Origin of the sequence: uncultured Mesonia sp. (genome assembly GCA_947499595.1) — a bacterium.
GTDB classification, from domain to species: Bacteria; Bacteroidota; Bacteroidia; order Flavobacteriales; family Flavobacteriaceae; genus Mesonia; species Mesonia sediminis.
The window spans coordinates 154,764-173,288 of the sequence record CANMOY010000005.1; the positions used below are offsets into that span (position 1 = coordinate 154,764).

Here is an 18,525-nt window from a genome sequence, read left to right on the forward strand (position 1 = left end):
GAGAAGAAGAGCTAACCGTCATAAGAAAAAGAAGTAGTTTAGTACTACTTCTTTTTGTTCAAACGTTCATTGACAAAGAAGCCTTTAAAAAAAGGTTTCAATTTATTTATTTACATAACCTGTGAGTAAAATTGTTTAATCCATCTGTATATTTATATACGGATAATAAATCTATTAAGCTGGAATTATGGATAGAGAATTAATTATCAGATCAAATTCCGATGCTGTTGATTTTGCCTTACTAAAAGATGGAAAACTAATTGAATTACATAAAGAAAAAGATGACAGCAACTTTTCTGTAGGTGATATATTTATTGCTAAGATTAGAAAAGCTGTGCCAGGTTTAAACGCAGCCTTCGTTAATGTAGGCTATGAGAAAGATGGTTTTTTACACTATCATGACCTTGGCCCGCAAGTATCTACTTTATTAAAATTCGTAAAACGTGTAAGCACAGGTAAACAAAAAGACTTTTCTTTAAAGGATTATCCTTTTGAGAAAGATATTGATAAAGACGGCAGTATTACTGATGTTCTTAAATCAAATCAGTCTATACTGGTACAAATAGTTAAAGAACCCATTTCTACCAAAGGTCCTAGGATAAGCAGTGAACTTTCTTTCGCAGGAAGGTACATTGTACTAGTACCTTTCTCAAATCGCATCTCTATCTCACAAAAGATTGAAGATAAAGAGGAGAGAGATCGCTTAAAGCGATTGGTAAAAAGTATAAGACCAAAAGGTTTTGGGGTAATTGTACGAACTGTAGCAGAAGGCAAAAAAGTAGCAGAACTAGACCGCGATTTGCAAAACTTAGTAAATCGATGGACTGGCATGTGTAAAAAATTGTATAAAGCCCAGCATCCTACAAAAGTATTAGGCGAGTTAAGTAGAGCTTCTTCCATTTTAAGAGATATGTTCAACGACTCCTTTACCGCTATTGTTACCGATGAAGAAACCCTTTATACACAATTAAAAAATTACGTGGGAAAAATCTCCCCACAAAAAGAGTCTATTGTTAAGTTATACCAGTCTAACGTTCCTATTTTTGAAAAATATGGTATTGAAAGACAAATAAAATCTGCTTTTGGTAAAACTGTTTCTATGAGTAAAGGAGCTTATCTTGTTATAGAGCATACAGAAGCCATGCACGTTATAGACGTGAACAGCGGTAACCGAAGCAACAAAGCAAAAACCCAAGAAGATACCGCTCTAGAGGTAAATCTTATAAGCGCTACAGAAGTAGCTCGCCAATTAAGATTACGCGATATGGGAGGTATTATAGTGGTAGATTTTATTGACATGAGTGACGCCGAAAATCGTAAAACGCTCTACAATCACATGCGTGATGAGATGAGCGATGATCGGGCAAAACACAAAATTTTACCCCCAACAAAATTTGGATTGGTACAAATTACAAGACAACGCGTAAGGCCGGAAATGAATATTAAAACCCGCGAAGAAGATCCTAACGGAAATGGAGAAATAGAAGCTCCTATTGTGGTAATTAATAAAATAAATGCCGACCTTCAAAAACATATTAAAAAAGGGCACAAGAACTTATCTTTAAGCGCACACCCTTTTATTGCCGCCTTTTTAACTAAAGGTATTCCATCACCCAGAAGCAAGTGGTTTTTTGATCACAAGCGATGGGTTAAAATATTACCTAGAGATGCTTACACGTATCTGGAATATCATTTTCACGATAAAAATGGTGAAATTATTTCCTAAAATTAAAGCCCGAGTTTTATTTTCTCGGGCTTTTTTTATTTTTATAATTCAAAAAAGAAAAAAAACGTGAAAAAGAAGTCATTTACCGTTGAGGAAGCCAAAATCAAACTGATGCGTTATTGCGCTTATCAAGAGCGATGTCACCAAGAGGTCAATAAAAAATTAGATGAACTCCATATAATTCCACTGGCAAAAGAGCATATTATAGTCGAGTTGATTCAACAAGACTTTTTAAATGAGGAACGCTTTGCAAAAATATTTACCATTAGCAAGTTCAATCAAAAAAACTGGGGAAAAAAAAGAATTATTAATGAGCTGAAACGTAGAGAGATTAGTGCTATAAATATTAAAACAAGCTTAAATCAAATCGACGAATCTGAGTATTTAGCAAAGTTAAGCCATCTTGTTGAAAAAAAATGGAATGCCACCTCAGAATCTAATTTAGCTAATAAAAAGAAAAAAGTAATGAATTACTTTCTTTATCGAGGTTGGGAGTCCCATCTGGTGTATGAGCAAATTCAAAATCAGGCCAACATCAAATAGTATTCAATTTAAGTTCGGTTCTTTTTTTAGCCTCCCTATTCTTATAGTCAATCCAATCTTGGCCTTTCCATTTGCGCATAAAGTTATCGTAATTGCGCATAATAAAAATATTGTATATTGCCTTGGCTAGGTTTTTCGGCTTTCGCGGAATTGATCTTAGACTCATAGAAAAACCAGGAGTAACATAACGCATATAGTGCCAATATCCTTCTGGCATATAAAGCATCTCCCCGTGCTTTAAACTAGCTTTAAAACCCCTAGCTTCAGCTAATGCAGGCCATTTTTCAAAATCTGGATTACTAAAATCGATATCTTCTCTTACTATTAGAGAATGAGGAATCTTATATAAATAATCATTTTGTTTTTGGTCAAACAAAATCACTTCCTTCTCTCCATGAAAATGAAAGTGAAAAATATTGGCCAAATCGATATCATAATGCATAAAGGTGTAAGAATCTTTGCCGCCAAAAAATAACATCGGTAAAGTTTTTAAAAACTTAACTCCAAAATTTGGATAATTAAAATCATTTTGAAGATCTGGCGCCTCTTTAAGGATGTTCCATAAAAAAATCCTGTATTTGGTTGGCTCATTTTTTAATAAATCTACATATTCATTCAGCTTCATACGAGCGTGGGGCTCATTAAAACCTTCATCATGCCGTACCGGTCGATCATCATATAAAGGTATCACTTTGTCTCCTGCCTGCTCTACCATATAATCTAAATTCCATTTTTGGTAGGCTGGCCAATGGGTGATGCCTTTTTCTATGATAACGGGTTTCTGTGGCTTCAGGTAGTTTTCTTTAAAAGATTTTGGGCTAATATCTTGAACCCGCTCAATAGATTGTAAATTCAATTTTTGCATTTGGTATAGGCTTTAAAATAAAAAGCCCTGGTAGAACCAAGGCTTAAATGTTAAATCAGGTTACCCCAATATCCTAATTTACAAAAACTAAATTAATTAGCTAAATCAAAAATACAAAATTCTTCCACTTTTTATCGGTTTGTTTGAAATTTTTTCGACAAAAAATCAATCTTCTTTTTCTTTTTTGGGCTCTACATACTCTTCTTCACTACTTAAATGGTGTGTAATTCGCTTGTATTTCCCCTTAAGCTCGTCTTTCTTTGTTTTTTTCCACAAAGGCATTTCTAACAAATAACTTGCTCTACCAATTAAGTGAGCCCCTACCGGTGCTGTTAAAATTATAAATAAAATTATAGCCAGTACACGTGAAGTTACCGATAAATCATCAAAATAAATGGCCGCGGCCACTAGTATTAACCCTACCCCCAACGTAACGGCTTTTGTGGTTACCGATATACGTAGGTAAGTATCTGGCATACGTAAGAACCCTACTGCAGCCAAGAAAATAAATACTGCGCCTAATGTTGAAAAACCTATTATGAGTGCATCTGTCATTTTTATTTATTTTTCTGAGCTTTATTTAGGTTTGCTTTATTGCTTTTCTCTAGATAATACGAAAAAGCCACAGTACTTAAAAACGCGATAAGCCCTAATATCATTGCGATATCTAAAAACGTAGATTGGTCGTAAACAATACTGTAAACAGCAATAATGGTTATACCAATTGTAATTAATAAATCTAATGCTACTACCCGATCTACTATTCTTGGCCCCATAACAAAGCGAATAAAAACCAATAGTACCGAAATGGCCAGAATGGGCAATATGATATAATATAAATATTCTTCTACTGTCATCTTAAAATCTCTAATAAACGTCTTTCAAAACCATTTTTAATATCTCTTACAAAATCTTCTTTGTTTTCCATGTACATGGCGTGCACGTACAAAACTTTTCGGTCATCACTCACATCTAAACTCAAAGTACCTGGTGTTAAAGTTATAAGATTAGCCAATAAGGCAATTTCTAATTCTGTTTCGGCATCTAGGGGCACTTGAACAATTGCTGGTTGCATATAGAAGGTTGGGGTAACCACATCATAAGCGACCTGTAAGTTTGCTTTTAGCAATTCATATAAAAAGAAGAAAACAAAGGATATTAACTTTGGTATTATTTTAAAATACTTCGCATCTCCCTTACCCCGAGTAATCACATACAAAACCACAAAACTTAAAACAAAGCCAAATACATAATTAGAAAAATTAAAATCTCCTGTAATGGCCACCCAAATAAAGGTAAGTAGTATGTTAGATAAGAATCTATTTTTCATAGTTAATTATTTGGTAGAACCGCATTGATATAAAAATCGGTGTTCATTAATTCACTGGTTATCCGCATAGACAACTGCTGAATGTTTTCAGCTCCAAAACCTAAATATAACGAAACTCCTGTTAACATCATTATAGGTAAAATCATTTGCAATTTCCTAGCAAGAGTCATTTTCTTAAAGTACAAGAAATGATTCTTCTTAGGAAATTTATCAGGTTCTTTCCAGAACACCTCAGCCCATAGCTTAGCTACCACAACAAGGGTTATAAAGCTTGCAAAAATAACGGCTGCCAAAATAAAGTAACTCTGCGTATCGAAACTAGCAATAATCAAGCTAACCTTTGGCCAAAAACCAGACAAAGGGGGAATTCCTATAAGCGAGAACATAGGAATAATCATCATTAAGCTTAATTTTGGATATTCTTTATAGATACCGCCTAGCTCTTTAAATCTATTGCTTCCTTTAATTCGGTAAATTAAACCACTAATCATAAACAGATTGGTTTTTACCACGATATCATGAATTAGATAAAACACAGCCCCCGCTATAGCCAATTCTGTAAACATTCCCAAACCGGCGATCATAAATCCTATATGGCAAATAATCAAGTAAGAAAATACCTTTCGTACGTTAGTTTGCACCATAGCGCCTAGACCTCCGCTTATTAGTGTAAGTATAGCGATTACCATTAAAATTTGGTCAAGCAACACATCTTCTACAAACATTAGGCTAAAGAAACGAATCAGTGCATAAACGCCCACTTTTGTGAGTAAACCTCCAAAAATAGCAGCAATAGCAGATGGAGGCGTATGGTAAGAAGCTGGAAGCCAAAAATACAGTGGAAAAACAGCCGATTTGATTCCGAAAGCCACCAAAAATAGAATCGCAGCAACTTCTACCAGACCTCTATTTTCAATCTGTGGAATTAAAATAGCCAAATCTGCCATATTTAACGATCCGGCTAATCCGTAAAGCACAGCAATTGCGGTTAAAAAAATAATCGAAGCCAGAAAGTTCAATGTAAAATATTTAACTGCACCTTCTATTTGTGCTTTTTCGCCACCAAGAGTTATTAAAACAAATGAGCTTATTATAATAATTTCGAACCAAACATATAGGTTAAAAATATCGCCGGTTAAAAATGCTCCTGTAAGGCCTAAAATTAAAAAATGGAAAATAGAAAAATAGCCAAATCTCAATCTGGCTGGTATAAGTGATGCCGCCGAATAGCTAGATACCGCGAGCCCAGCTATTGATGTTAACAACACAAGTGTAGCCGCTAACATATCGCCCACGAAACTTATTCCAAATGGAGCTTTCCAACTGGCCGCTTGAACTACCAAGGTTCCGTTTTGCCAGACTTCATAAAAGAGGGCTACAGAAAGGCCTACCCCAATTGCACTCCCTACAATACTAATAATTTTTTGTATTTGGATATGGCGCCAAGCAAACATCAACACGATGCTTAAAAACAATTGCCAAAGTAATGGATATAGTAAAAATTGTTGCGTCATACTTCTTCTTCTATGGTATTCATTTCGTCTAAATCATCTGTTTTAACTACTTGGTAAGCTCGTTTTACCAATATAATAGCAAAAGACTGCAAACCAAAACTGATAACAATGGCTGTCAAAATAAGGGCTTGCGGAACAGGATCTGCATAAATATCGGCAAAGAACTTAGTATCTCCTGGAATAATAGGCGGAGCACCTTTAGTAATTCTACCTAATAAAAAAATAAGCAGATTTGCCCCATTACCAATTATAATAAGCCCAATTATAAGTTTTACTAAACTTCTTCGTAGCATCATATACAAACCCGCTGCATATAAAACTCCTGTCATTATAGCTAAAAGAAACTCCATATTAAGCTGATTCTGAAATGGTGAATATTATGGTTAAAGTGACTCCTAGAACAACAATGTAAACGCCTACATCAAAAAAGAGCGCTGTACCTATACTACCTATAACTGGTATAGGATTCTCCAGCCATAAGCCTGTCATAAAAGCTGCATCTTGAAGAATTACCGGTAACAATCCGCTCAAAAAAGACAAGAGCAAACCTGCAGGCATCAAAAATCCTGGATGAAACTTTAATAATTTTTTTGTGTCTTTGAGTCCGTTGGCAAACGCGTGCAAAACAAAAGCAATAGATGCCATTAGTCCGCCCACAAATCCGCCTCCAGGCAAATAATGCCCTCTAAGAAGGATAAATATTGAAAAAAGCAACAAGATAGGCAAAAGGTAATCTGAAGCTGTTTTTAAAATTAAGGTTCTCATCTCTTTTAAATTATTGTTGTTTTCTTTCTTCTGATTTCAATCTGAGCTTCAATAACCCAAAAACTCCTATAGCCGCAATAGCTAAAACAGAGATTTCAACCATAGTATCTATACCTCTAAAATCAACTAAAATAACATTTACTACGTTTTTACCATGCGCCAACACATACGCATTTTCTGCATAATAGCTGCTTATCTCATTATTTTGCGGCTGTGCCAAGACTTCTAAAGCTAGTATGCTGACCAATCCACCAAAAGCTATGGCAATAATACCATCTTTAACTCGGGTTTTATAGTCTGATAAATTTAAATAGCGCGGAAGTTTATATAAAACTAAAACGAATAAGATAACGGTTAGAGTATCAATAGCAAATTGTGTCATAGCTAAATCTGGAGCACTATAAAACACGAAAAATAGACAGATGCTATATCCCATTACCCCTGTAGCCGCAACTGCTGCTAGTCTCGATTTCGTGAACACCGCAAAGCCTATAGCTAAAATCATAATACATAAAGAAACCACTTCATATATGGTTAGTTTTGAAAAAGAACTATAATCAATTTGGTAAGTCGTATTGTTAAGCAAGGTAAATGCTACCAATGAAATTAAAAAGACTACAATTACAGTGATATAATTGCGCAAGTATCCGTTCTGAAAAATTCTTGTCCACAAATCCGAAAAAGATTCGAACCAATCCGCTAAGGTTTCAATTATGAATTTTGGCGAAAGTTTATCAAAACGTTGAATAAAATAGCGTTTAGTTGCATTGGGTTTCCAAATAAAATACAAAGCGATTCCCGAAATGATTGTTATAGCACTCAAACCCAATACGGTATTAAAACCATGCCATAACTTGATATGGATATCACTTGTATCTACGCCCGTGGTAGCTACTATTGGTTTTATAAGAGAAGCCTCAACCAGACTTGGAAATAAACCAAAAACAAATCCTAGCACCCCTAATATAACTGGAGGTATCCAAATAGCTGGATGTGGGAATGTTACTTTTTCTAATCCTGTTGGCGTTCTCCCTATAAATGGCTTAACCCCAGCAACATAGCCTGCATAGCCAATTAATATATTAGTAAGAATAGCAAGTGTGGTAAGTAAAGTAGCGTTATGTCTAAAATGTAAAGTACTTTCGTAAATAAGATCTTTACCTATGAAACCAATACTAGGTGGAATTCCCGCATTTGAAATTGCAGCTAACCCTCCAGCTATGGCAATAGGCAACATAACCTTGTGTAGGCCTGAAAGCTTGGTAACATCTCGCGTGCCGGTGTATAAGTCTATCGCTCCGGTCATAAGGAATAACGTTGCTTTATAAAGCGCGTGTACTAGAATAAATACCGCGGCTGCAATAAAAGATTCTTTGGTACCTAAACCTATTAAAAAAGTAAGAATACCTAAAGCCGCAATTGTAGAATAAGCTAAAATTCCTTTTAAATCTGTTCTGAATAAGGTGTGAAATGCGGCATAAAGCATGGTAATACCCCCAACGATTAGCAGGGTATTGTTCCAAAAATCGCTATTTCCTAAAACCGGCGAAAGCCTAAACAATAAATATATTCCTGCTTTTACCATGGTTGCAGAGTGCAAATAAGTTGAAACCGGTGTAGGGGCCTTCATCGCACCGGGCAGCCAAAAATGAAAAGGAAACTGAGCCGATTTGGTGAAAGCTGCCCCAAAAATTAAGGCAACAGTTAAGACATACAAACTATGATTTACTAAAAGTTCGTTTTGACTTATCATTTGAGAAATCTGGTAGGTGCCAGTAACCTCCCCAAGCAACAAACCGCCTGCTAGAAATAGTAATCCGCCAATTCCGGTAATAGATAAGGCGGTTAAAGCAGATTTGCGGGAATCTGGATTGGTATTATTAAATCCGATTAAGAAGAATGAACTAATACTAGTAAGCTCCCAAAAGATAAACATGGCCAGAAAATTATCAGATAGCACCAGCCCAAGCATAGCTGCCATAAAGATGAATAGGTAGCCATAAAACCGATCTAGCATAGGATGATTTTTTAAATAAGCCGAGGTGTAAATAAAAACCAAAGTTCCTATTCCTGTTATCATCAAACTAAAAAGAAGCGCTAAACCATCCAATCTCAAATCTAAGTCTACCCCAAATGAGGAAACCCAAGTGTGCTTGGCTGTTACAATTTCGCCAGCGGCAATGGCCGGAATATATTGAACAAAAAATATAAAAAATGCTAGCGGAACTAAGCTTAGTAAAATAGAAAGTTTACCCTTCATAAATTTACCAAACAACAATTGAGATAATGCCGCAAAAAATCCAATTAATATGGCTAAAAGCATAGATAAAAGTATTGAATTCACAAATATAAAAACTAAAAGTTAAACCCTTAGCAGCGAAAGTTATATTCTACAGGTTTAACACGTTGATAACATTATATGCAGTTATAATTATTGTTATTCGATAATTTTATTTACATTTGTTATCGATAAACAATAATATCATGAACAGCTTAAAAATCTTACGCACCTTCATAGGAACTTTATTTTATCTATCGGTTCTATTTTATATAATTTCATTGGGGCTATTGTCCTATATGAAACTTTTTAGTCAAAATTTAGCCGCAATAGAAAACTTACATTGGCTGTCGATAAACGCATCAGCTACCCATGACTTAATTTTTTATAATTGGATCATAGTTAGTTTGCTCTATATATTCACCCTTAAACATTTTAAAGATCTTGTTTCAGATTTTTACAGAAAGGACTTTTTCAGCATCCATCAGATCAATAGATTAAAAAACATTGGAATATTAATTTTATCCATAAAAGCTGTACAGTTTCTAGCAAGTTTCATTTCTATCTTATTGACCGAAGCTAAAATAGAATTTGGCTTTCATATCAATTATGATTTTACAGGTACCCTATTTCATTTAGTTTTAGGCTTATTTTTCCTGTTTTTATCCACAATTTTTAAAATTGCCCAACAAAATAAAAACGAAATAAATTTAACCATATGACAAAAAAGATAATTTTTTTCACCTTATTAGATATTTTGGCTTTTATCGTCGGGTTTGCCTTGCTCAATCATATTCTTAGTTGGTTTTTCGGGCTCAAGTTATTGGCACCTGAGGCACCTATAAAAACAGAACTTAACTGGCTAATCAAAACAACTTTCTTACTACTCGCTTTTTTGAGTTCAGCTTCATTCTTCTATGCCGTTTTAAATTTTAGAAGAGTAGCAAAGAATTTCCTCCGTAATGGATTTAACAACCAAAAGCATATTAGCTTAATCAAGCGCATAGGTCTTATGTTAATCTTAGCTTGTATATCTGAGATTATATTAGGTATTTTAAAATATTTTGTTTTTGAAGATTTCCTTGGCGGAGCTAATTTTGGGATATACAATAGCCATTACGTCTTGTTTACGGGCTGTATTGGTGTTTTTATGCTAGTTGTAAGCCAACTTTTAAAAGAACATCAAGAGGTAAAAAACGAAAATGATTTAACAATTTAAGGTAAGAACGCTATGCCCATTATTATTAGGCTGGATGAAGTTTTAGAGGAAAAAGGGATGAAATCTAAAGAATTAGCCCAACGAGTTGGTATCACAACAGCCAATTTATCTATTTTAAAAACCGGGAAAGCCAAAGCAATTCGTTTTACCACGCTTGAAGCTATTTGTGAAGCATTAGATTGCCAACCAGGAGATATTATTGTATATAAATTATAATTGATTATCTTTATTTAGCTAAAAAGAAATTAATCTTATGAAATCAATCAAAGTACTACTCCCCCTATTTCTTACTTTCTCCTTAATAACTTCTTGCAACAACGATGATTCTAAAGAAGAAATCATTGAAGAAGAAAAAACAGAAACCACCGCCCCCAATTCACTAAAATCCTTTACTGTAGACCAAAATGGAGACATTTATTCTTTTTATTTTCATTACTACGACAATAAGCTAGATAAACTTGCTTATGTAAATGAGTTAAATAAAATTACTTATTATTCTTTTACATATAATGCTTCAGATAAAATAGAAGAAACCATTAAATATGAAATGAACCCTAATGCTACTTCTATAGATTTCGGTGATTCAAATAATTTTGGCAATGCTGAAAGCTCCATAGTTCATAGCTACCATGGTAATAATACATTACAGGAAATCGCTGGTTATATCTACGCTTATAACAACAATGGTTTAACCTCGCAAATTATGGGCTTAAATATGTTTCCTACTGTCAATATTTTTTACGATGCCAGCAACAAAATAGAGAAAACCGAAACATTTGAAAACCAATATGACCCAGGCTTTAAGCAGTTTTTACAATTTGACAATTATAATAATCCTTTTTATTATTTATTTGATGAGTTTGGGTTTGTAATAGATAAAAATCTAACAGGTGTTTCATATAACGGCTCAACAACAACAAGTATAGGAAGAATCATAAAAGATTTATACTGTATTAGTCCTTACAATATTACTGAAAAGAAAGAGTATGATGAATCTCAATGGCCTTCATATACTGTAGACTACACTTACAATACAGATAACTATCCTGTAGAAGGAGTCTTTATTGCTGAAAACCTTGACACCCAAGTACAAACTGTACGTTATACTATTAATTTTGATTATTACTAATGCTTTATTTTAGATAATAAAAGCCCGAACTAGTGTTCGGGCTTTTTTAGTTTTATAGTAAGATCAATTTAATCGGCTAACACTATCGCTTTATTATTATTAAATTCAAGCACGCCGCCTTTAATATGGTACTCTAATCTACCGTCTTCTCCAGTTGCAAATTCTTTAGCAATAGTTTCATCTAACTCAATTTTCCCGTCTATTTTAACCTTTCCTGCTACCAAGACAGACACAATAGCTTCGTGATTATTAAGCATTTGAAATTCACCATTAATACCCGGTACTGCCACCGAATCAACTTCGGCACTCAACAATACTTTTTCTGGGGTTACAATTTCTACGTGCATACTTTTAAATTTTACAGCTTTAAAGCGTTCTTTATGATTAAGCTTCAGCTAACATTTTTTCTCCAGCCTCGATAGCTTCTTCGATAGTCCCTTTCAAGTTGAAGGCTGCTTCTGGTATGTGATCTAACTCACCATCCATAATCATGTTAAACCCTTTAATGGTATCTTTAATATCTACTAACACTCCTTTTAAACCAGTAAACTGTTCTGCTACGTGGAATGGCTGCGATAAGAAACGCTGTACACGTCTTGCTCTTGATACAGCAAGTTTATCTTCCTCAGATAATTCTTCCATACCTAAGATCGCAATAATATCTTGTAGTTCTTTATATCGCTGCAACAACTCTTTTACACGTTGTGCACAATTATAATGATCATCACCAAGGATATCAGCGGTAAGAATTCTCGAGGTAGAATCTAATGGATCTACCGCAGGATAAATACCTAACTCGGCAATTTTACGCGATAATACGGTAGTAGCATCTAAGTGAGCAAATGTAGTTGCTGGTGCTGGATCGGTTAAATCATCTGCTGGTACATATACTGCTTGTACCGATGTAATAGATCCTTTTTTAGTTGAAGTAATACGTTCCTGCATAGCCCCCATTTCTGTTGCTAAGGTAGGCTGATAACCTACAGCAGATGGCATACGCCCTAACAATGCCGACACCTCAGAACCTGCCTGGGTAAATCTAAATATATTATCTACAAAGAAAAGTACATCTTTACCTTGACCATCTCCTGCTCCATCTCTAAAATATTCCGCAATGGTTAGACCAGACAAAGCAACACGAGCACGTGCTCCTGGTGGCTCATTCATTTGTCCGAATACGAAGGTTGCCTTAGACTCTTTCATAGCAGATTTATCTACTTTCTTAAGATCCCATCCACCGTCTTCCATCGAGTGCATAAAATCATCTCCGTACTTAATAATTCCAGATTCTAACATCTCACGCAACAAGTCATTACCTTCACGGGTACGCTCACCTACTCCAGCAAACACAGAAAGTCCACCGTGTCCTTTGGCGATGTTGTTAATTAATTCCTGAATAAGAACGGTTTTACCTACTCCTGCTCCTCCAAAAAGGCCAATTTTACCACCTTTAGCATAAGGCTCAATCAAATCAATTACCTTAATACCTGTAAATAGAACTTCTGTAGATACAGATAAGTCTTCAAACTTTGGAGCCTCACGGTGTATTGACAAACCATCTTTACCGGTTTTTGGTAAATCACCTAAACCGTCAATAGCGTCACCAGTTACATTGAATAGACGTCCATAAACATCATCGCCTATTGGCATTTGAATAGGATTACCAGTAGCTACCACTTCGGCCCCTCTACTTAATCCATCGGCAGAATCCATTGCGATGGTTCTTACCATATTTTCTCCAATATGTGTTTGCACTTCAAGTACGAGTTTTGCTCCGTTTTCTCTTACGATTTCAAGAGAATCATAAATCTTGGGTAACTCGGCGTTCTCTGTGTTAAACTCAACATCAACAACAGGACCTATAATTTGTACAACTTTACCTGTAACTTTAGACATTATCTAATGGTTTTATTTATAGTTTGTAATCACCAAAAATGGTATTGCTTTTTCTGGCTGCAAAGATAGATTTTTTTTATAAATTTTCTAGCACGCTTTCATAAATTTTAAATTACTTACTCTACCGTTACAGATTTTGCTAAATTTCTGGGCTGATCTACATTTTTACCCAACATTACCGCAATATGATAAGAGAGTAATTGTAGAGGTATGGTTGTAAGCAATGGCGTGAGGGCTTCAACCGTATCGGGAACCTCTATCACATAATCGGCCATAGATCTTACATCTTGGTCGCCTTCTGTAACTACTGCAATAATTTTCCCTTTTCGGGATTTTATCTCTTGAATATTGCTAACTACTTTTTCGTAGTGCCCTTTTTTGGTGGCAATAACCACCACTGGCATTTTTTCATCAATCAATGCAATAGGGCCGTGTTTCATCTCGGCGGCAGGATAACCTTCTGCGTGAATATAAGATATCTCTTTTAATTTTAAAGCCCCTTCAAGTGCTACAGGAAAATTAAAACCTCTACCTAAGTATAGGAAATTAGCCGCATTCATATATTTATGAGCCACTTTTTTAATATGCTCGTTAGAAGCCAAGGCTTGTTTTATTTTTTCTGGAATTAAATCTAATTCTTCTAAATGGTATTGAAAATCTGAATTCGAAATCGCTCCTTTGGCTTTAGCAAGTTTTAAAGCAATCAAACTTAAAACCGTTATCTGGGTGGTAAAGGCTTTGGTTGAGGCTACCCCTATTTCAGGTCCGGCATGGGTGTAAGCTCCAGCATGGGTTTCTCGCGAGATCGATGAACCTACAACATTACATACCCCAAACACAAAAGCACCTTTTTCTTTGGCGAGTTTAATAGCCGCCATAGTATCGGCTGTTTCTCCAGACTGAGAAATAGCAATTACGACGTCTTTTGAACCGATAATAGGGTTCCTGTATCTAAATTCCGAAGCATATTCCACCTCAACAGGTATACGTGCTATATCCTCAAAAATATACTCAGCAACTAGACCCGCATGCCATGAAGTACCACAAGCCACAATTATTATTCGGTCAGCATTTAAAAAGCGCTCTAAATTATCATCAACACCCGCCATTCTAATCAGGCTTTGCTCAACCAACATACGACCTCTGTAAGTATCTGTTACTGCATCAGGTTGCTCGTAAATCTCTTTAAGCATAAAATGCTCATATCCTCCTTTTTCAATCTGCTCAAGATTAAGTTGCAACTCTTGAATATAAGGATCAACTAGATTATCATTTTTTATTTTACGGATTTTAACGTCTCTACCCCTTCTTACAATTGCCATTTCGCCATCTTCTAGATAAATAGCATTGTTGGTAAATTCTATAAAAGGTGAAGCATCTGAAGCAATAAAAAATTCATCCTCGCCTACTCCAATAGCCAAAGGACTTCCTAGACGAGCTACTACAATTTCATCGGGTTTATTACGATCAAAAACAGCTATTGCATAGGCGCCAATTGTTTGATTAAGTGCGATTTGAACGGCTTTACCTAACTTTATATTCTCTTGCTTTTTTATCTCCTCAATAAGGTTAACCAACACTTCTGTATCTGTATCAGATTGAAAAGTGTATCCTCTAGAAATTAATTCTTTTCTTAAAGCATCGTAGTTTTCGATAATTCCGTTGTGAATAATTACCAAATCTCCAGAGTTCGAGTAGTGCGGGTGAGAGTTTACGTCATTAGGCACTCCGTGTGTTGCCCACCTGGTATGTCCTATTCCTATTGTACCGCTAGTTTCGGTAGTTTTCTCAAACTTCTCTTTTAAATCTTGAACCTTTCCTTGAGTTTTACAAACCTTTAGCGATTCACCATCATACAATGCAATTCCAGCACTATCATATCCTCTATACTCTAATCGCTGTAATCCCTTTAAAACAATTGGATACGCGTCTCTATGACCTATATAACCTACAATTCCACACATAATTAATCTGGTTGTGTATAAAAAATTTCTAATTTCAATTCTTTGCCTTCTGGCGCTTGAACACCATATAATACAGTGCTATAAGGGTTCAATACCATTGGCGAGGGAATCCGCTTAAGTTCAGACTCATTAGGCAAATCTACCGTTACCGGATTAAATACATTAACATTATTAGATAATACTACTCCTAATTTAGAACTAGTACGCTCGCTTTCCGGGTTTAACAAATCTCCTATATAATTCGTAATTCTAAGTTTATAAAAAGAAACACCATCTTCGGTAGTAAGCGGTTGCAAATGGTTCAGCCTTGATATATTCGGATTATTATCATTAGCGGTTATATCTAAAGTGTAATCCGCCAAGGTGGCACCATTGGTTAAATCATATATAAATAAGCGATTGGGTTGTTTTTCCCCTCCAGCTAAAGCCGATTCATTCACGTAAAAAGTAAGATTAGCCTCATTTATTAACCAATTATTTGCTCTCAAATCTTCTAACTCGCCCTCTTCGGTAAATAAATTTATAACCGCCATTGAACCAGCACCTCCTTTAAGATAAAGGCCTTGCCCAGTTGGGATATTTTGATTTTGCGTATCAAAAACATTCACCATTTGACCGCTAAATTTCAATCGGTAAATTCCGGTTTCATCTTCTTCATCTACCCCAGTAGCAGGAATATGATAATAGATTAAAATCTCGGCCTCATCAGACCTCAAGTTTAATAAGGTGTATGCTTGTGAGGGCGTACCCGAATTATTCTTAACTTTAAAATAAAGCCCTCTAAAATGATTTTTAAAATTTTCATTACTTAGCAAAGCATCGCTGCCTGCTTTATTGATTACATGCTGTTGAAAATAAGCAGCAGGCAACTTTAGTTTCATTCTAGGGCTTTTAGATAGCGTATCTAATTTACCCGATTCAAAATCAACCACACTTACAGCGCTTGCTGAAGGACTGAAATTATTTTCAATATGAATTGGCGTACTTTCTAAATTGCTTTCAAATAAACTTTGCTGGTCACTATAATACTTCTGAGCCTCATAGTTTTCTGTTGGATCTAGATCTCTTAAAAAATAATTCGAACGATAAATTTCAAGTGTGTAAGAATCATTTCCGTAAAGGGAATCTAACGCATAGGTAACATTCTCTCCTTCCCTTGACTTAATTCGGCTAAAATAAGGTACCAACATTACTACACTATCAACTACAGGGTTGCCATTGAATTGAGGATTTGGAAAACCTAAACGAAGCTGACTTAAAATATTTGCCGAGGTTTCACCATAAATAGGATCTTGATTAAATCCTAGTGCATAACTAGACAAGGCATTGGTTTGAACTTTTTTAATAGGTTCAGTTTTTGCCGTCAGCGAGACTAAGTTGTACTTCTGTGCATTAAAATTGGTCTCACCAACTAGACCGCTTCCTGTTTGAGTCAAATCATCTTCGCAAGAAACAAAAACTAGACTTAATACAATTGCACTTAAAACTATTCGAATAAAATTCATAAATTAATCTTCTTTTTCCTCTCCCAAGACATCGTGCAGATAAAAATCTTGATAAGCTTGAGAGAATTCTTCCTTCGACTTGTATTCTAATACAGGTACGTCAGCATTTTCTATATGTTGCAAAACTCCATCTGGCAATTCTGCACTTCCTTTAATTAAAGCGTCTGAATTATCAATTGCCACTTTCATTAATGCAGCATAATCTGGTTGCTGCAATGGGGTTACTACATCATCTTCTAGTCCATCAAAAAGCACCTTGGTTTGCATTTCACTATCTAACTCACCTTCAAAACCTTTGTTGTAAATAGAAGTTACAATTTTTGATTCGGCAAATAAAGGTTCATTTCCGTAATAATTTCTTAAATAAAGGGGTAAAAGCGAGGCTAGCCATCCGTGTACATGAATAATATCTGGCGCCCAATTTAGTTTTTTAACGGTTTCTATAACTCCCTTTGCAAAGAAAATAGCGCGCTCATCGTTATCATCATATAACTGACCGTCTTCATCGGTTAAAGTGGCTTTACGCTTAAAATAATCCTCATTATCTATAAAGTAAACTTGCATCCTTTCTTTAGGTACCGAAGCTACTTTTATAATAAGCGGCATATCTAAATCATTTATCACAAGATTCATTCCCGATAAGCGAATAACCTCGTGCAACTGATGTCTTCTCTCATTTATATTACCAAATCTTGGCATAAAAATACGTATTTGTCCTCCCTGGTTATTCACCATGCGGGGAACTTCAAAAGACATAGATGATATTTCTGTTTCTGGAAGGTATGGGATTACCTCTGAAGACACGTACAAAATTCGTTTATCTTTCATAAATAATTTAGAATTGGAAATTACTGTTAACGACAAAAAACAGGCAAAATTACAAAAATTTATGCAGTTTACCAGTAATATATTAATTTTGCACGAGTTAAAAAAATTAACGTGCACATAATACACGAGAGAGAATCATTAGAAAACCTGCTTTCTGCCAAGCGTAAAGCAGGTAAAAAGATTGGGCTAGTACCCACTATGGGAGCTTTACATACCGGGCATTTATCATTGGTAGAAAAAGCATACACCACAACTGATGTTGTTGTGATTAGCATATTTGTAAACCCTACGCAGTTTAATAATCAAAATGATTTAGCTAATTATCCGCGCACCTTAGAAAAAGACAGCGAGCTACTGGCCCATCATTATCCAGACTGCATAATATTTGCCCCGTCTGAACAAACGATGTATAGCGACCAATTACAAGCCAACACATATGAATTTGGCCCATTAGCCAACTATATGGAAGGACAATTTAGACAAGGTCATTTTGATGGTGTAGGTACTATTGTAAATAAACTGCTTAGGTTAGTAAAGCCAGACTATGCTTTTTTTGGGGAGAAAGACTACCAACAACTCTTAATCATCAAAAAATTGGTCGAAATTGAAAAATTACCAGTCACTATTATTCCTTGCTCTATAAGCCGCGAAAAAAACGGCTTGGCTAGAAGTTCCCGAAATGAATTGCTTACAACCGAGCAACGCGAAAGGGCAAGCCTTATTTTTCAAAGTTTACAAGGAGTAAAGCAAAAGTTTGGCACAAAATCTGTTATAGAACTAAGTGCCGATATTGAAAAAAAGTTTAAGAACTCACCTATTTTGAAATTAGAGTATTTTATTATTGCAAATGCAGAAACACTCGAGCCTGCAAAAAAAATAGAAACCGGCACCAAATACCGAGCATTTATTGCCGCTTATGCTGGAGAGGTACGTTTAATCGATAATATGGCATTAAATTAAATC

The 18,525-nt window shown here is 35.3% G+C and carries 20 protein-coding genes; 7 read left to right on the forward strand and 13 right to left on the reverse strand.

Going from position 1 to position 18,525, the window contains the following annotated elements; genetic code table 11:
- Positions 1 to 187: 187 nt before the first annotated feature.
- Together ACH2AZ_RS07830 and ACH2AZ_RS07835 are read left to right on the forward strand one after the other, a co-directional pair.
- Positions 188 to 1,726 carry an Rne/Rng family ribonuclease gene (locus ACH2AZ_RS07830; RefSeq protein ID WP_394907386.1) on the forward strand — a complete coding sequence of 513 codons (1,539 nt, stop codon included), beginning with the start codon at positions 188 to 190 and terminating at the stop codon, positions 1,724 to 1,726.
- 66 nt (positions 1,727 to 1,792) lie between these two features.
- On the forward strand, positions 1,793 to 2,269 hold the full coding sequence (locus tag ACH2AZ_RS07835) for a regulatory protein RecX (RefSeq protein ID WP_394907387.1): 477 nt from the start codon (positions 1,793 to 1,795) through the stop codon (positions 2,267 to 2,269).
- Here ACH2AZ_RS07835 and ACH2AZ_RS07840 read toward each other — a convergent pair.
- The 8 genes from ACH2AZ_RS07840 to ACH2AZ_RS07875 form a co-directional block, all read right to left on the reverse strand.
- On the reverse strand, positions 2,262 to 3,134 hold the full coding sequence (locus ACH2AZ_RS07840) for a cupin-like domain-containing protein (protein WP_394907388.1): 873 nt from the start codon (positions 3,132 to 3,134) through the stop codon (positions 2,262 to 2,264). The two genes, ACH2AZ_RS07835 and ACH2AZ_RS07840, sit on opposite strands and share 8 nt — an antisense overlap.
- Positions 3,135 to 3,299: 165 nt before the next feature.
- The gene (mnhG, locus tag ACH2AZ_RS07845) at positions 3,300 to 3,689 is read right to left on the reverse strand and encodes a monovalent cation/H(+) antiporter subunit G (RefSeq protein ID WP_394907389.1); all 390 of its coding nucleotides are present in this window, start codon (positions 3,687 to 3,689) and stop codon (positions 3,300 to 3,302) included.
- A gap of 2 nt (positions 3,690 to 3,691) precedes the next feature.
- A complete protein-coding gene (locus tag ACH2AZ_RS07850; protein WP_147862232.1) occupies positions 3,692 to 3,991 on the reverse strand; it encodes a cation:proton antiporter in 300 nt (99 codons plus the stop codon).
- Positions 3,988 to 4,464 carry a Na+/H+ antiporter subunit E gene (locus tag ACH2AZ_RS07855; protein WP_394907390.1) on the reverse strand — a complete coding sequence of 159 codons (477 nt, stop codon included), beginning with the start codon at positions 4,462 to 4,464 and terminating at the stop codon, positions 3,988 to 3,990. Before ACH2AZ_RS07855 ends, ACH2AZ_RS07850 begins: the two co-directional genes overlap by 4 nt.
- A gap of 2 nt (positions 4,465 to 4,466) precedes the next feature.
- On the reverse strand, positions 4,467 to 5,978 hold the full coding sequence (locus tag ACH2AZ_RS07860; RefSeq protein WP_394907391.1) for a proton-conducting transporter membrane subunit: 1,512 nt from the start codon (positions 5,976 to 5,978) through the stop codon (positions 4,467 to 4,469).
- Positions 5,975 to 6,328 (reverse strand): Na+/H+ antiporter subunit C, encoded by a 354-nt coding sequence (locus tag ACH2AZ_RS07865; protein WP_379047796.1) that lies wholly within the window; start codon positions 6,326 to 6,328, stop codon positions 5,975 to 5,977. Before ACH2AZ_RS07865 ends, ACH2AZ_RS07860 begins: the two co-directional genes overlap by 4 nt.
- Position 6,329: 1 nt before the next feature.
- Complete coding sequence (locus tag ACH2AZ_RS07870) at positions 6,330 to 6,743, reverse strand: Na+/H+ antiporter subunit B (RefSeq protein ID WP_147862228.1); 414 nt, start codon at positions 6,741 to 6,743, stop codon at positions 6,330 to 6,332.
- A 10-nt stretch (positions 6,744 to 6,753) separates the two neighbouring features.
- A complete protein-coding gene (locus ACH2AZ_RS07875; protein WP_394907445.1) occupies positions 6,754 to 9,066 on the reverse strand; it encodes a putative monovalent cation/H+ antiporter subunit A in 2,313 nt (770 codons plus the stop codon).
- Positions 9,067 to 9,227: 161 nt separating this feature from the next.
- Between ACH2AZ_RS07875 and ACH2AZ_RS07880 the strand changes: the two genes are divergently transcribed.
- Genes ACH2AZ_RS07880 through ACH2AZ_RS07895 form a run of 4 tightly spaced genes read left to right on the forward strand, consistent with a single transcriptional unit; the run spans position 9,228 to position 11,369 of the window.
- A complete protein-coding gene (locus ACH2AZ_RS07880) occupies positions 9,228 to 9,743 on the forward strand; it encodes a DUF2975 domain-containing protein (protein WP_394907392.1) in 516 nt (171 codons plus the stop codon).
- Positions 9,740 to 10,240, forward strand: coding sequence for a DUF2975 domain-containing protein (locus ACH2AZ_RS07885; RefSeq protein ID WP_394907393.1), 501 nt, complete (start codon positions 9,740 to 9,742; stop codon positions 10,238 to 10,240). The genes ACH2AZ_RS07880 and ACH2AZ_RS07885 overlap by 4 nt, the downstream gene beginning before the upstream one ends.
- Before the next feature lie 12 nt (positions 10,241 to 10,252).
- A complete protein-coding gene (locus ACH2AZ_RS07890) occupies positions 10,253 to 10,456 on the forward strand; it encodes a helix-turn-helix domain-containing protein (protein WP_394907394.1) in 204 nt (67 codons plus the stop codon).
- A gap of 37 nt (positions 10,457 to 10,493) precedes the next feature.
- On the forward strand, positions 10,494 to 11,369 hold the full coding sequence (locus tag ACH2AZ_RS07895) for a hypothetical protein (RefSeq protein WP_394907395.1): 876 nt from the start codon (positions 10,494 to 10,496) through the stop codon (positions 11,367 to 11,369).
- A gap of 68 nt (positions 11,370 to 11,437) precedes the next feature.
- Here ACH2AZ_RS07895 and ACH2AZ_RS07900 read toward each other — a convergent pair whose 3' ends face one another.
- From ACH2AZ_RS07900 to ACH2AZ_RS07920, 5 genes are all read right to left on the reverse strand, one after another.
- The gene (locus ACH2AZ_RS07900; RefSeq protein ID WP_394907396.1) at positions 11,438 to 11,716 is read right to left on the reverse strand and encodes a FoF1 ATP synthase subunit delta/epsilon; all 279 of its coding nucleotides are present in this window, start codon (positions 11,714 to 11,716) and stop codon (positions 11,438 to 11,440) included.
- A gap of 37 nt (positions 11,717 to 11,753) precedes the next feature.
- The gene (gene atpD / locus ACH2AZ_RS07905; RefSeq protein WP_394907397.1) at positions 11,754 to 13,265 is read right to left on the reverse strand and encodes a F0F1 ATP synthase subunit beta; all 1,512 of its coding nucleotides are present in this window, start codon (positions 13,263 to 13,265) and stop codon (positions 11,754 to 11,756) included.
- Positions 13,266 to 13,381: 116 nt separating this feature from the next.
- On the reverse strand, positions 13,382 to 15,229 hold the full coding sequence (gene glmS, locus ACH2AZ_RS07910; RefSeq protein ID WP_394907398.1) for a glutamine--fructose-6-phosphate transaminase (isomerizing): 1,848 nt from the start codon (positions 15,227 to 15,229) through the stop codon (positions 13,382 to 13,384).
- A gap of 2 nt (positions 15,230 to 15,231) precedes the next feature.
- On the reverse strand, positions 15,232 to 16,734 hold the full coding sequence (locus tag ACH2AZ_RS07915; RefSeq protein WP_394907399.1) for a DUF4270 domain-containing protein: 1,503 nt from the start codon (positions 16,732 to 16,734) through the stop codon (positions 15,232 to 15,234).
- Positions 16,735 to 16,737: 3 nt separating this feature from the next.
- Positions 16,738 to 17,562 carry a glycogen/starch synthase gene (locus ACH2AZ_RS07920; protein WP_147862218.1) on the reverse strand — a complete coding sequence of 275 codons (825 nt, stop codon included), beginning with the start codon at positions 17,560 to 17,562 and terminating at the stop codon, positions 16,738 to 16,740.
- 111 nt (positions 17,563 to 17,673) lie between these two features.
- Here ACH2AZ_RS07920 and panC point away from each other — a divergent pair, with 111 nt between their 5' ends.
- Positions 17,674 to 18,522 carry a pantoate--beta-alanine ligase gene (gene panC, locus ACH2AZ_RS07925; protein WP_394907400.1) on the forward strand — a complete coding sequence of 283 codons (849 nt, stop codon included), beginning with the start codon at positions 17,674 to 17,676 and terminating at the stop codon, positions 18,520 to 18,522.
- Positions 18,523 to 18,525: the final 3 nt, after the last annotated feature.